The sequence below is a fragment of the Acidovorax sp. GW458-11-26-14-TSB4 genome, assembly GCF_059423865.1.
Genome location: NZ_JBWKYR010000002.1, coordinates 1 through 12,572, shown reverse-complemented (window position 1 = coordinate 12,572; position 12,572 = coordinate 1). Strand labels below are relative to the sequence as shown.

General features: G+C 66.1%; 14 protein-coding genes. 6 read left to right on the top strand and 8 right to left on the bottom strand.

The genetic code is table 11. The annotated features are described in order from the left end of the window. Positions 1-47 precede the first annotated feature (47 nt). Together AC07X5_RS06460 and AC07X5_RS06455 are read right to left on the bottom strand one after the other, a co-directional pair. Positions 48-212, bottom strand: coding sequence for a DUF1328 domain-containing protein (locus AC07X5_RS06460; protein ID WP_322596859.1), 165 nt, complete (start codon positions 210-212; stop codon positions 48-50). A gap of 265 nt (positions 213-477) precedes the next feature. Next, positions 478-1,842: a sensor histidine kinase gene (locus tag AC07X5_RS06455; RefSeq protein WP_494769482.1), complete on the bottom strand. Its 1,365-nt coding sequence runs from the start codon at positions 1,840-1,842 to the stop codon at positions 478-480. A gap of 120 nt (positions 1,843-1,962) precedes the next feature. Here AC07X5_RS06455 and AC07X5_RS06450 point away from each other — a divergent pair, with 120 nt between their 5' ends. Continuing rightward, positions 1,963-2,595 (top strand): response regulator, encoded by a 633-nt coding sequence (locus AC07X5_RS06450; protein WP_184857840.1) that lies wholly within the window; start codon positions 1,963-1,965, stop codon positions 2,593-2,595. A gap of 121 nt (positions 2,596-2,716) precedes the next feature. Here the strand turns inward: AC07X5_RS06450 and AC07X5_RS06445 are convergent, their stop codons facing one another. The 4 genes from AC07X5_RS06445 to gpmA form a co-directional block, all read right to left on the bottom strand. Then, on the bottom strand, positions 2,717-3,133 hold the full coding sequence (locus AC07X5_RS06445; RefSeq protein ID WP_409956513.1) for a response regulator: 417 nt from the start codon (positions 3,131-3,133) through the stop codon (positions 2,717-2,719). A gap of 112 nt (positions 3,134-3,245) precedes the next feature. Next, a complete protein-coding gene (locus AC07X5_RS06440) occupies positions 3,246-3,995 on the bottom strand; it encodes a HesA/MoeB/ThiF family protein (protein WP_494769481.1) in 750 nt (249 codons plus the stop codon). A gap of 147 nt (positions 3,996-4,142) precedes the next feature. Beyond that, a complete protein-coding gene (locus AC07X5_RS06435) occupies positions 4,143-5,579 on the bottom strand; it encodes a S41 family peptidase (protein ID WP_494769480.1) in 1,437 nt (478 codons plus the stop codon). 201 nt (positions 5,580-5,780) lie between these two features. Then, complete coding sequence (gpmA, locus tag AC07X5_RS06430; RefSeq protein WP_409963736.1) at positions 5,781-6,524, bottom strand: 2,3-diphosphoglycerate-dependent phosphoglycerate mutase; 744 nt, start codon at positions 6,522-6,524, stop codon at positions 5,781-5,783. Positions 6,525-6,596: 72 nt separating this feature from the next. Between gpmA and AC07X5_RS06425 the strand changes: the two genes are divergently transcribed. The 4 genes from AC07X5_RS06425 to AC07X5_RS06410 all read left to right on the top strand — a co-directional run bounded on the left by AC07X5_RS06425 (position 6,597) and on the right by AC07X5_RS06410 (position 8,991). Next, positions 6,597-7,004 (top strand): rhodanese-like domain-containing protein, encoded by a 408-nt coding sequence (locus tag AC07X5_RS06425; RefSeq protein ID WP_409963734.1) that lies wholly within the window; start codon positions 6,597-6,599, stop codon positions 7,002-7,004. A gap of 61 nt (positions 7,005-7,065) precedes the next feature. Next, a complete protein-coding gene (gene grxC / locus AC07X5_RS06420) occupies positions 7,066-7,326 on the top strand; it encodes a glutaredoxin 3 (RefSeq protein WP_409963732.1) in 261 nt (86 codons plus the stop codon). A 122-nt stretch (positions 7,327-7,448) separates the two neighbouring features. Next, positions 7,449-7,907 carry a protein-export chaperone SecB gene (gene secB, locus AC07X5_RS06415; protein ID WP_057201869.1) on the top strand — a complete coding sequence of 153 codons (459 nt, stop codon included), beginning with the start codon at positions 7,449-7,451 and terminating at the stop codon, positions 7,905-7,907. Between the two features lie 73 nt (positions 7,908-7,980). Then, positions 7,981-8,991 carry an NAD(P)H-dependent glycerol-3-phosphate dehydrogenase gene (locus AC07X5_RS06410; protein WP_409963730.1) on the top strand — a complete coding sequence of 337 codons (1,011 nt, stop codon included), beginning with the start codon at positions 7,981-7,983 and terminating at the stop codon, positions 8,989-8,991. 9 nt (positions 8,992-9,000) lie between these two features. Here AC07X5_RS06410 and AC07X5_RS06405 read toward each other — a convergent pair whose 3' ends face one another. Together AC07X5_RS06405 and lysA are read right to left on the bottom strand one after the other, a co-directional pair. Continuing rightward, on the bottom strand, positions 9,001-9,690 hold the full coding sequence (locus tag AC07X5_RS06405) for an N-acyl amino acid synthase FeeM domain-containing protein (protein ID WP_409963728.1): 690 nt from the start codon (positions 9,688-9,690) through the stop codon (positions 9,001-9,003). 471 nt (positions 9,691-10,161) lie between these two features. Beyond that, positions 10,162-11,406 carry a diaminopimelate decarboxylase gene (gene lysA, locus AC07X5_RS06400; protein WP_409963726.1) on the bottom strand — a complete coding sequence of 415 codons (1,245 nt, stop codon included), beginning with the start codon at positions 11,404-11,406 and terminating at the stop codon, positions 10,162-10,164. A gap of 103 nt (positions 11,407-11,509) precedes the next feature. Between lysA and AC07X5_RS06395 the strand changes: the two genes are divergently transcribed. Further along, positions 11,510-12,460, top strand: a complete 951-nt coding sequence (locus tag AC07X5_RS06395) for a LysR family transcriptional regulator (protein WP_494769479.1) — start codon at positions 11,510-11,512, stop codon at positions 12,458-12,460. The last annotated feature ends 112 nt before the right edge of the window (positions 12,461-12,572 follow it).

Below are 12,572 nucleotides of genomic sequence, written 5' to 3'. Positions count from 1 at the left end.
GGGGTAGACGATGGAAATTCGGGATGCCGAAGCTTCAGAGGGCTTTATCAGCCCCTGCGCAGCAAGCCCACGACGAAGGTGACGACGGCCATGATCACGAACACGAAGAACAGGATCTTGGCGATACCCACGGCACCTGCGGCAATGCCGCCGAAGCCGAAAATGGCTGCGATCAGTGCGATGACCAGGAATACGACGGCGTAGTGCAACATATGCTTTCTCCATTGGGGCCGGAGGGTCCGGCGAGTGATGTAGCGCCTCTGTTGTCGGCGCCTGGGTCCAATGTAGGCTGCAGGGCCCGCATCCAATGCCGGTGGCGGGCGCAGCCATTTGTCGGTGCCCAGACGTCGGCCTTGTAGGACAAGGGCTTGCGGGATGGCGCATGGAAGGCACAGGCCTGCCGCCACCCAGGCGCGCTTGGTCGCTTAGCCAGAAAAACGGGGGAGGAAAGCGCTGCCTTGGCGCGCAGCGGCCAGATCAGTGCTGCAGGGGCAGGATTGCGGAGACCAGGGCGCCATTGCCCGGCCGCGAAGTGATGGTCAGGCGCCCGCCGGCGGCTTCCACCCGGTGGCGCATGCCGGCCAGGCCGTGGGACGAGGGGCTCACGCTGGCCGGATCGAAGCCCTGGCCGTCATCGCGTACCTGCACTGCCACATGCCGGGGATGGCTGTGCACGGAGACCAGCACCTTCTGCGCCTTGGCGTATTTGCCGATGTTGGTGAGCGACTCCTGTACCAGCCGGTAGACCGTGAGCTGCGTGGGCTCGGGTAGCTGCACCGGCTCCAGGCTGGTTTCCACCTCGATGCCGGCGCGCTCGCCGTACTCTCGCGCCAGGATCTCGATGGCGGCCGTGAGGCCCAGGTTGGACAGGGAGGAGGGGCGCAGGTCTTCGATGATGCGGCGCTTGAGCGCGATGCCGCTGTTGAGGGTTTCGGTCAGGTGGCGCAGGCGCTCGGCGATCTCCGGCACCTGGATATCGATCTTGGATTTGAGGCGCGCCACGTCGAGCTTGGCGGCGGTGAGCAGGGCGCCGAGTTCGTCATGCAGTTCGCGCGCCAGATGGCCGCGCTCGTCCTCGCGCACCTGCTGCAGGTGGCTGGCCAGTTCCGACAGCGTGGCCGTGCGCTCGCGCACCAGGCCTTCGAGCCGGTCGCGTTCGCGTTCCAGCAGCAACTGCTCGCGCAGGCTGAACTCCTGCAACGCCGTGGCCTGGCGCAGGTACATGAAGAAGGCCAGCAGCCCGATGGCGGTGACCGTGGCGATGCCGATGCGCGAGAGCATGAGCGAGCGCAGCACCTGCGCCTGGCCCTGCTTGACGACCACGGAGCTGCGGTCGATGAGGGCCTGGGCATGCTTGCGGATGGCCTCCATGTTCTCCATGCCCACATCGGTGTGCAAAATGAATTTCCAGGCGTCCTCGTTGCCCTGGCGGCGCAGCTTGAGGCTGAGCTCCATTTCGGCGAGCTTGCGCGAGATCTGGCGCGACAGCAGCGACAGCTCCTGCATGTCGTCGGGCGAATCGAGGAACTGGTTGCGCAGGTTGTCCAGGTCCTGCTGCACGCTGGCCAGGGCCTTGTCGTAGGGCTCCAGGTAGCGGTCGTTGCCGGTGAGCAGGTAGCCGCGCTGGCCGGTTTCGGCGTCCAGCATGCTTTGCAGCAGGCGGTTCAAGGCGCCGTGCGTCACCTGGCCGTGCGCCATCTGCGTGACGGCTTCCTGGGAGCGCGTGTGGCCGACCTCGTTGATCCCCACCAGCACCATGGCCGCGAGCAGCGCCATCGGCAGGCTCAGGGCCATCTTGCGGACTTTGGGAAGCAAGTCCTTGGCGATCTCATGCAAATTCATATGCGTTATTCTGGATAATGGCCACTGACCGGCTCACCGCGCCCTTGGGCGGGTGATTGCAACGCAGGTGCATTCAACAATAATTGGGAGCGGGAAGCCCCCTCCCCGAAAGAACGCTCAATGATCAAGATCGGCATTGTGGATGACCATGCAATCGTTCGCTCCGGACTGCGCCAGTTCCTGTCCGAGCACGTGGACCTGCGCGTGGAGGGTGAGGCCGCCAATGGCCGCGAAGCCATCGACCTGGTTCGCACCCATGAAATCGACGTGCTTCTGATGGACCTGTCCATGCCCGGCCAGAGCGGCCTGGATGCACTGGCCATGCTGCGCGCCAAGGCGCCTGACATGGGTATTCTGATCCTCAGCGGCTATCCGGAGGAGCATTACGCCATCAACCTGATCCGTCAGGGCGCCAGCGGCTACCTGAACAAGGAGTGCGACCCCGCCGAGATCGTCGAGGCCATCCGCATCATTGCCCTGGGCAAGCGCTACCTGACCCCGGCCGTGGCCGACCTGCTGGCCCAGCAGCTCAACCGCAAGGACGACGCTCCGCCGCACGAGCAGCTGTCGGAGCGCGAGTTCCAGGTGTTTCTCAAGCTGGCCAAAGGCGAGACGGCCGGCGACATCGCCAAGTCGTTGTCCCTGAGCGTGAAGACGGTGAGCACCTACCGCACGCGGCTGATGGAGAAGATGAGCCTGTCGTCCAACAGCGACCTGACCTACTACGCCCTGAAAAACCGCCTCATCGACTGAACGGGCCTCTGCCGCCTGGCGGTGAAAGGCGCGCCGAAGTGTGCTGGCAATGGCTGCCCTGCGCAGGCGGGCGCGGGTCTTCGCTGGGAGGGATGGGCAGGCTGGCGCAGCGCCAGCGCACTCAATGGCTGCCGCGCGCGACAACGTGGGCAACGTGGGCGGGGTGTACGCTGCCATGCTCTATGCAGTAGTCCACCAGGGCATCGATTTCGTTGGATTTGTCGAACACGGCATCCACACCCAACTGGGCGCAGCGCATGCGAATGTCGGGAGTGGCATAGTTGCTCAGCACAACCATCTTTTGGTGGGGGCGGCGGTCGCGGCAGGCCGCGAGCACGCCCAGGCCGCTGCCCTGGCGCAGGAACAGGTCGACGATGGCCAGATCCCATTGCTCCTGGTGGCCTGTGAGCCAGCCTTTGCCCTCGTCCTCGGTTTCGGCCACGCCCACCGCTTCGACGGACGCCAGTTCTTCCAGGGTACCGATCAGGTTCTCCCGGATGGTGGCATTGTCTTCAACGATGTACGTGCGGAGTTTCACTACCTGATCCATGAGACGGCCGGAACAAGCAAACCCGGGCCTGGTTCTGAATTTAACCGAAGCGTCGCTGCCATTCTGACAGCAGCCACGCGCGGACAGCGTAGGAGTGCTCCTACGGTGACGCGCACACGCCACATTCCGGTGCGCGCTGCACATGCATGGTGCTCCACTCCATCGAACGGCCGTCCAGCAACATCAGCCGCCCGGCCAGTGTCGTGCCCACGCCGGTGATCAGTTTCAGGGCCTCGGCCGCCTGCATGGTGCCGATGATGCCCACCAGGGGCGCGAACACTCCCATGAGCGCGCAGCTGACCTCTTCGAACTCGGCCTCCGGCGGGAAGATGCAGGCGTAGCAGGGCGCGTCGGCCCGGCGCGGGTCGACCACCGTGATCTGCCCGTCGAAACGGATCGCCGCCCCGGCCACCAGCGGCACGCCGTGGCGCACGCAGGCGGCGTTGACTGCCTGGCGGGTGGCGTAGTTGTCGCTGCAGTCCAGCACCACGCTGGCGCCGGGCAGCAGTTGGTCGAGCAGGGCGGCGTCGGCCCGGGCCTCGACGGCCTGGACCTCGACCCCGGGGTTGATGGCCGCCACCGCCTGCGCGGCCGACTGCACCTTGGGCTGGCCGACGCGCGCCGTGGTGTGCGCGATCTGGCGCTGCAGATTGGTCAGGTCTACTGCGTCGTCGTCCACCAGCGTGATGCGCCCCACGCCGGCCGAACCCAGGTACAGCGCCGCAGGCGAGCCCAGGCCGCCGGCGCCGATGACGACGGCATGCGCGGCCAGCACGCGTTCCTGGCCCTCGATGCCGAACTCGTCGAGCAGGATGTGGCGCGAATAGCGCAGGAGCTGGTCATCGGTCATGGGCGGCGTGCTCTTGGGGGCGGGTGTGCAGTTCGGGCTGCGATTGTGCGGGAGATTGCGTGCCGGTGGTGGCAGGCATGAAAAAGGCCGGTCTCCCTGGGGAGACCGGCCTTCTGCGATTCGGGGCTGCTGCGCTCAGCGAAGAGCTCAGTTTTCCTTCTTTTCTTCCTTGCGCTCGGTCAGCGTCTTGCTGACCAGCACGGGGCGGCCCTTGAGCTGGTTCAGCGCCTGCGCCAGCTGGAAGTCCTTGTCGGTGCCGAACTCGGGCGGCTTGCGGTCGGCAGCCGGCTTCTTGGCTTCCTCTTCCAGGCGTTTGCGGGCTTCCTCGCGCGCCTTCTCGCGCGCGGCGTCCTTCTTTTCCTCGCCCTGTCCGCTGCCCAGGTGCTTGTCCAGGTCGGCCTCGCGCATGCGCAGGGCGGCGAAGACATTGCCTTCCTCGGACTCGTCGATCATCACGTCGGGCACGATGCCCTTGGCCTGGATCGACTTGCCGCTCGGGGTGTAGTAGCGCGCGGTGGTCAGCTTGATGCCGGTGTCCGGGCCCAGGGGGCGCACGGTCTGCACCGAGCCCTTGCCGAAGGTCTGGCTGCCCATGATGGTGGCGCGCTTGTGGTCCTGCAGTGCGCCGGCCACGATCTCGCTGGCCGAGGCCGAGCCTTCATTGACCAGCACCACCATGGGGATGGACTTGATGGAAGCGGGCAGGCGGCGCAGGGGGTCGCCCCCGCTGCGGCGCTGGTAGTACTCGGGCGCGGCCTTGTAGGTGGATTTGCTCTCGGCCAACTGGCCGTTGGTGGTGACCACCGTGACGTTCTCGGGCAGGAAGGCGGCCGAGATGGCCACGGCCGCGTCGAGCAGGCCGCCCGGGTCGTTGCGCAGGTCGAGCACCAGGCCCTTGATGTTGGGGTCCTGCTTGTAGATCTCTTCCATCTTGCGCACGAAGTCGTCCACCGTGCGTTCCTGGAACTGCGACAGGCGGATCCAGGCGTAGCCGGGCTCGATCACCTTGCCCTTGACGGACTGGGTCTTGATCTCTTCGCGCGTGATGGTCACCGGAAAGGTGCGGCTTTCGTCCTTGCGGAAGATGGTGAGCGTGACCTTGGTGTTGGGTTCGCCGCGCATGCGCTTGACGGCCTCGTTGAGCGCCAGGCCCTTCACGGCGGTCTCGTCGATCTGGGTGATCAGGTCGTTGGGCTTGAGGCCGGCGCGGAACGCGGGCGAACCCTCGATGGGGGATACCACCTTGATCAGGCCGTCTTCCTGGGAAATTTCGATGCCCACGCCCACGAAGCGGCCCGAAGTGCCTTCGCGGAATTCCTTGAAGGACTTCTTGTCGAAGTACTGGGAGTGCGGGTCCAGGCTGGCCACCATGCCGGAGATGGCATCGGTGATGAGCTTCTTGTCATCGACCGGCTCGACATAGTCGGTCTTGACCAGGCCGAACACGGCCGACAGCTGCTGGATCTCTTCCAGCGGCAGGGGCGTCATGGCGCCGCGCGCGACAGTCTGCAAGGACACCGTGGTCAATGCACCAGCCACCACACCTACCGACACCCATCCTGCTATTTTGAGTTTGTGGCCCATAGAACACCTTTACCGCATCAATATACACCTGGGAAGCTGGTCCGATGCCTTTTTTACACACGTGTGAAAACAAGCGTTTCAAAAAGGCGCCGAACCACTTCTTAGAAGGGTCCACCTCGCCGCAGTTCCGCGCCGGGACTCGCTTTCGCAGGTTTCGAAACGGTTTATTGGCGGGCTTTACCCCCGCTTTACGCCGATTTTCTAGGCCTTGCCTTGCGAAGCCACCGCCGCGGCGGCCTTTGCCGCTGCTTCGGCGTCACCCAGATAGTAGTGGCGGATGGGCTTGAGGTCGCCATCGAGCTCATATACCAGTGGAATCCCGTTGGGAATATTGAGGCCCACGATTTCGTCGTCCGAGATGTTGTCCAGGTACTTGACCAGGGCGCGGATGGAGTTGCCGTGCGCTGCCACCACCACGCGCTTGCCGCCCTGGATGGCCGGGGCGATGGACTCGTTCCAGAAGGGCAGCACGCGCGCTACGGTGTCTTTCAGGCACTCGGTCAGCGGCACCTGGCCGGCGTCCAGGCGGGCGTAGCGCACATCGCTGCGCTCGCTGCGCGGGTCGGTGGCTTCCAGCGCCGGCGGCGGCGTGTCATAGCTGCGGCGCCAGACCAGCACCTGGGCGTCGCCGTACTGCTTGGCCATGTCGGCCTTGTTCAGGCCCTGCAAGGCGCCGTAGTGGCGCTCGTTCAGGCGCCAGCTGTGCACCACGGGCAGCCAGGTGCGGTCCATCTCGTCCAGGGTGTGCCACAGCGTGCGCGTGGCGCGCTTGAGCACGCTGGTGTAGGCCACGTCGAACTCGTAGCCTTCGGCCTTGAGCAGGCGGCCAGCGTTCTTGGCCTGGTCCACGCCGGTGGGCGTCAGGTCCACGTCGGTCCAGCCGGTGAAGCGGTTTTCGAGGTTCCAGGTGGATTCGCCGTGGCGGATCAGAACGAGTTTGTGCATGGTTTCCCTAGGAGAGGCGGGTCAAAACCATACATTTTAGAATTGCGGGGTTCGCCAACCCAAGGAATCTCCGTGAAATTCATTATCGACAACTGGTATCTGGTCTTCGTGGCACTGGCTTCGGGCAGCATGCTGATGTGGCCCTTGCTCAAGAACGCCGGTGGCGGTTCGCTCACCCCCGCCGGGGCCGTGCAGCTTATCAACCGCGAAAAGGCCGTCGTCATCGACGTCTGCGAGACCGAGGAGTTCGCTGCGGGCCACGTGGGGGGCGCCAAGAACATCCCGCTGAACCAGCTCGAAGAGCGCCTGGCCACCACGGTGAAGAACAAGGCCCTGCCGCTGGTGCTGGTTTGCGCCACGGGCGCGCGCGCCAACCGGGCCGTGGGCATTGCCAAGAAGCTCGGCTACGAGAACGTGCAGGCCATGGCCGGCGGCCTCAAGGCCTGGCGCGAGGCCAGCCTGCCGGTTGAAAAGGCCTGACCCCGCCCCCAACTGCCACTGAATTGCGTCCCTGCCTCAGCTTCTACGAAAGATGTCCGTCATGCAACCCGTGAAGATGTACACCACCGCCGTTTGCCCCTACTGCATCCGTGCCAAGCAGATCCTCAAGTCCAAGGGCGTGGAGCAGATCGAGGAGATCCGCATCGACACCGATCCGTCGGCCCGCACCACCATGATGGAGATCACCGGCCGGCGCACCGTGCCGCAGATCTTCATCGGCGACACCCATGTCGGTGGCCACGACGATCTGGTGGCGCTGGACGGCCGTGGCGGCCTGATGCCGCTGCTGGGTGCGCAGTGATTGCCTGAACTGTCTTCGGGGCGCTGCATAATGCACGCCCATGTGCCCGCTGCGGGAGTGCTTCCCCGGCGGGTTTCGTTTTGTCACAAGCTCGTTGTTTTGAGCGAAAGAGACTTTCAACCATGGCCGACCAAGAAAATCCCGTTTTCCAGATCCAGCGCGTCTACCTCAAGGACATGTCGCTTGAGCAGCCGAACTCGCCCGGCATCCTGCTGGAACAGGAACAACCCAGTGTGGACATCCAGCTGGGCGTGGAAGCCACCCCTGTGGCCGAAGGCATCTTCGAAGTGGCCGTGACCGCCACGGTGCAGACCAAGGTCAAGGACAAGACCGTGTTCCTGGTCGAAGCCAAGCAGGCCGGCATCTTCGAGATCCGCAACATCCCTGAAGACCAGATGGGCGCCATCATGGGCATCGCCTGTCCGCAGATCGTCTACCCCTACCTGCGCGGCAACGTTGCCGACCTGATCAACCGTGCCGGCTTCCCGCCCGTGCACCTGGCCGAAATCAACTTCCAGGCCATGTTCGAACAGCAACAGGCTGCGGCTGCGGGCAATCCGTCGCCCATCATCACGCAGTAATGCGTGGTTTGCGGGGGCGCAGCATGCCGTCCCCGCCGCTTGAGCTTCCGCTCTTTCCAGGCGCTTCTTCTCCATGAAAATCCTTGTTCTGGGCGCAGGCGCCTGGGGCTCTGCCGTGGCCATGAGCGCAGCGCAGCACCCCGCCGGCCATGCTGTCACCCTGTGGGCGCGCGATGCCGCGCAACTGGCGGCCATGCAGGCCGAACGCGAGAATGCGCGCTACCTGCCGGGCCTCTCCTTCCCGCCCGGGCTGTTGCTTGCAGGGGGAGATCCCGTGGCGCTGGCGAGCGCCGCAGACCTGGTCGTTGTGGCCACGCCCATGTCGGCGCTGCGCGGCATGCTGCAGGCCCTGCAGGGCTGCAAAGCCCCGGTGGCCTGGCTGTGCAAGGGCTTTGAATCCACCTCAGGGAACCAGGACAGCCGCTTTGGCCTGCTGGCGCATGAGGTGTGTGCCGAGGTGGCGCCCGCGCTGCAGGCCGGCGCACTGAGCGGCCCCAGCTTTGCCCAGGAAGTCGCCCGCGGCCAGCCCACGGCCCTGGTGGCGGCCAGTGAGCATGCCAGCGTGCGCGATGCCCTGGTGGCCGCCTTCCACAGCCCCAGCGTGCGCGTCTATGCCAATGAGGACATCGTGGGTGTCGAGGTGGGCGGGGCGGTGAAGAACGTGCTGTCCATCGCCACCGGCCTGTGCGACGGGCTGGCGCTGGGCCTCAATGCGCGCGCCGCACTGATCACGCGCGGTCTGGCCGAGATGACGCGCCTGGGCCTGGCGCTGGGCGCGCGCGCAGATACCTTCATGGGCCTGTCGGGCCTGGGCGACCTGGTGCTCACCGCCACGGGCGACCTCTCGCGCAACCGCCGCGTGGGCCTGCTGCTGGCCGAGGGCCGGACCCTGGCGCAGGCTGTGGAGTCGCTCGGCCATGTGGCCGAAGGCGTCTACAGCGCGCGCACGGTGGCGCAGCGTGCCCAACTGTTGGGGGTGGACATGCCCATCACCGATGCGGTTGTGGCCCTGCTCGATGGCCGCCTGCAGCCCGCCGAGGCTGTGGCCCAGCTCATGGGCCGGGGACCTCGCGGCGAAGCCTGAGGGCCGCTCCTAGGCGCCGGCCGAGAGGCGGCGCAGCAGGCCATCCTCGTCGTCGGGGTGGAAGAAGTACGGGTAGAAGCTGCGCTCCTGGGTCGAGAGGTCGGGCCGGCCGCCGAACTGGTCTATCAGGCGGCGCCCCTTGTTGCCATCCATGTGCAGCAGCACGGCCGGTGCGCCGACGCGATGGCAGATGCGCGCCGATCCCACCGGGTCGAAGCGCAGCATGCGCAGGTAGAACGCCGCATGGCGCGGGTTCACCTCGATCACGATGTCGGTCGCCCGGCGTGCGCGGAAGGCGACGATGAAGGCAATATGGAAGATGGCGCCCAGCACCTGCTTGGAGCGCACGCCCGGGTCCATGGCGAGCTTGCCAATCTCGCATATGCGCGCGCCGCGCTCGCGCAGGTCACCGATGAATTCGGGGAACTGGTCCTCGGCGGCCAAGTGGCCATCGTCCAGGCGCACGGAGATGGTGCCCGCGGGCTGCCCGTCGATCTGCACCACCAGGCTGCTCAGGTCGAAGTCGTGCGTCAGTGTGGCCTGCATGCTGTAGCCCCGGCTCGCGTACATGCGCGCCAGCACGCCCTGGCCCTTGCGCGAGAGGCGGATCTTGCAGGTCTTGGTTTCGACGGTGCCCAGGCGGCTCAGGTACTCGCCCGGGTACTCCAGTTCGACGATGGTCCGTTCTTCGGTTGGCATGGCAGGCTCCTCCCGGTGCCTCTCTGCCCTCGGTACGCCAGGCCCCATGGGAAAGGGGCGCAGGAACAGGGCAGGGAAGCACCAGCCTAGCGCTTGCAGCGGTCATCGGCAACCATTAAACGGCAGTTGGCGATCAGCGGCTGCAGGGCCTGCGCAAGCGGTGCCGCGCGGCCAACGAAAAAGCCGCATCTGCCCGGTAGGGCGGATGCGGCCTTGTGCGTTTGGCATGGTGCCCCAGGGGGCACGGTATCAGAGCACCCCGAACAGCATCAGCAGCAGAACGAGGGACAGTGGAACGCCGAGCAGCCAGAGAATGATGGGCATGGTGATCTCCTTGAGAGGTTGAAAGGGTTGTGAAGCCAGTGACTTCACTGTAGGTGACCCCCCTGCCGCGCACTGTCCTCCAACGCGGCGCCCTGTCGTAGTCCCCTGCCTACCGGGCGTGCAGGGGATGAGGCATCCCCCGCATGCTCACAGCCCTTCTTCCAGCGCCAGCAGTTGCTGCACGGTCTGGCGGCGGCGGATCAGGCGTGCCTGGCCGCCATCGACCAGCACCTCGGCGATCAGCGGGCGCGTGTTGTAGTTGGAGGACATCGATGCCCCGTAGGCGCCGGTGTCGTGGATCACCAGCAGGTCGCCCACGCTGGCCTCCTGCAGATCCCGCGGCAGCACCACGCCGCCATCGCCCTGGGTGAATACATCGCCCGATTCGCACAGCGGCCCGGCCACCACCGAAGGGCGCTGGGCCGCGGTGCTGCCGTCCTTGCGCAGCACTTCCATGGCGTGGTAGCTGCCGTACATGGAGGGGCGCATCAGCTCGTTGAAACCGGTGTCCACCAGCACGAAGTGGTTGCTGCCGGCATTCTTGGTGGCGCGCACCTCGCCCAGCAGCACGCCCGACTCGGCCACCAGGAAGCGGCCGGGCTCGATCTCCAGGCCGAGTTGGTGGCCGACGATGGCCTCGGCCTGCTGGCGCGCCGTGTTCCACAGGCCAAAGTAGTGCTGCGTGTCGATCACCGGATCGCCGCTGCGGTAGGGGATGGACAGGCCGCCGCCGGCCGAGATGGCGTGCAGATCGTGCCCGGCCGCATGGGCCGTACGCACCAGCTCCACCATGGCACCACACACCTCGGCCAGGTGGCTGTAGTCCACGCCCGAGCCGATATGCATGTGCAGGCCGGTGAGCGCGAGGCCGTGCTGCTTTATGGCGGCCAGCGCGGCCGGCAGGTCGGTGTGCCAGATGCCGTGCTTGCTGTGCTCGCCGCCGGTGTTGGTCTTGTTGCTGTGGCCATGGCCGAAGCCGGGGTTGATGCGCAGCCACACCGCGTGGCCGGGCGAGGCCGCGCCCAGTTGGTGCAGCATGTCGATGGAGCCGGCATTCACCGGCACGCCATGCTCGACCACGCAGGCCAGCGTGTCGGCGTCGAACAGGTCGGCAGTGAACACGATCTCCGACGGCTCGCCGCCGGCCTGGTAGCCTGCGGCCAGCGCGCGCAGGATCTCGCCGCGCGAGACCGCGTCCACCTTCACGCCCTGCTCGCGCATGAGCTTCAGGATGTGGATGTTGGAGCAGGCCTTCTGCGCGAAGCGCACGGTGTCGAAGTTGGACACTTCTGCAATGCGCTGGCGGATGGTGGCCGCGTCATAGACCCACAGCGGGGTGCCGAACTGGCCTGCCAGGGACCACAGCTGGGCGGGGGAGAAGGGATTGGACATGGACGAAGTGCTCCGAAGGGAATGGGTCGATCATGCCGCCCGTGAGTAATCCAGTCCAATGCTTGTTTTGCGAACTCTATTCATTTTCGATATGCTTTGCGCCATGCTCCCTGTTGAAGACATGGCCCCGCGGATCAGCCACCGCCATATCGAAGTGTTCCGCGCCGTCATGTTGGCCGGCAGCGCCACCGGGGCCGCTGAGCTGTTGCACACTTCGCAGCCGACGGTGAGCCGCGAGCTGGCGCGCCTGGAGTCGCTGCTGGGCTACCACCTGTTTGATCGCGTGCAGGGCCGCCTGCGCCCCCACGCGCGGGCCCTGGCGCTGTGGGAGGAGGTGCAGCGCTCCTGGCAGGGCCTGGACCGGGTGGTGGACCGGGCCGTGGCCCTGGGGCGCTCGGCAGGGGCCGCGCAGTCCCTGTCGGTGCTGTGCCTGCCTGCTCTGTCCCACGCCCTGCTGCCGGGTGCCGCGGCGCGCATGCTGGCCGCGCACCCGGAGGCGCGGGTTTCCGTGACGCCCCAGGAGCCTCCCTTGCTGGAGGAGTGGATGACGGCCCAGCGTTTCGACATGGGGCTCAGCGAGCAGGTGTCGTCCTCCACCCCGCCCGGCACGCGTTCGCAGTTGCTGTTGACCCTGGACGAGGTGGCGGTGCTGCCCGTGGGGCATGCCCTGGCGTCGCAGCCCGTGCTGCAGCTGGCGGACTTTGCGGATGTGCCGTTTGTGAGCCTTTCAGCCGACGACCCCTACCGACGCCAGATCGATGCGCTGTTCGCCGAGGCCGGTGTGCAGCGGCAGATGCGCATGGAGACGCACAGCGCGGTGGCGGTGTGCGCGATGGTGCAGCGGGGCCTGGGGATGGCCATCGTCAATCCGCTCACGGCGCTGGCCGTGGCGGGGCAGGGGGTGGTGGTGCGCAGGGTGGGGTTTTCGGTGCCGTTCAGTGTGAGTCTGGTGTTGCCGTTGTACCGGGCGGCGTTGGAGGAGGTGGGGTGGATGGTGGAGGCTTTGGAGGTGGAGGCTGGTGATCTGGAATCGAAACTTAGGCGATTGATTTGATTGCTTGTGGCCGTTGCCTGCCGCATGCCTTTTTTGAGGACGGGAGCCGGGTCTCGGCCCGGCGGCCGAGGTACCTTTCTTTGCGTCGCCAAAGAAACGTACCCCAAAGAAA

Coding starts and splice junctions, on each gene's coding strand:
- AC07X5_RS06435 (WP_494769480.1), bottom strand. CDS start 5,579: ATGGGCCACAAACTCAAAATAGCAGGATGGGTGTCGGTAGGTGTGGTG.
- AC07X5_RS06410 (WP_409963730.1), top strand. CDS start 7,981: ATGAAAATCCTTGTTCTGGGCGCAGGCGCCTGGGGCTCTGCCGTGGCC.
- grxC (WP_409963732.1), top strand. CDS start 7,066: ATGCAACCCGTGAAGATGTACACCACCGCCGTTTGCCCCTACTGCATC.
- AC07X5_RS06395 (WP_494769479.1), top strand. CDS start 11,510: ATGCTCCCTGTTGAAGACATGGCCCCGCGGATCAGCCACCGCCATATC.
- secB (WP_057201869.1), top strand. CDS start 7,449: ATGGCCGACCAAGAAAATCCCGTTTTCCAGATCCAGCGCGTCTACCTC.
- AC07X5_RS06405 (WP_409963728.1), bottom strand. CDS start 9,690: ATGCCAACCGAAGAACGGACCATCGTCGAACTGGAGTACCCGGGCGAG.
- AC07X5_RS06455 (WP_494769482.1), bottom strand. CDS start 1,842: ATGAATTTGCATGAGATCGCCAAGGACTTGCTTCCCAAAGTCCGCAAG.
- AC07X5_RS06440 (WP_494769481.1), bottom strand. CDS start 3,995: ATGACCGATGACCAGCTCCTGCGCTATTCGCGCCACATCCTGCTCGAC.
- gpmA (WP_409963736.1), bottom strand. CDS start 6,524: ATGCACAAACTCGTTCTGATCCGCCACGGCGAATCCACCTGGAACCTC.
- AC07X5_RS06450 (WP_184857840.1), top strand. CDS start 1,963: ATGATCAAGATCGGCATTGTGGATGACCATGCAATCGTTCGCTCCGGA.
- AC07X5_RS06460 (WP_322596859.1), bottom strand. CDS start 212: ATGTTGCACTACGCCGTCGTATTCCTGGTCATCGCACTGATCGCAGCC.
- lysA (WP_409963726.1), bottom strand. CDS start 11,406: ATGTCCAATCCCTTCTCCCCCGCCCAGCTGTGGTCCCTGGCAGGCCAG.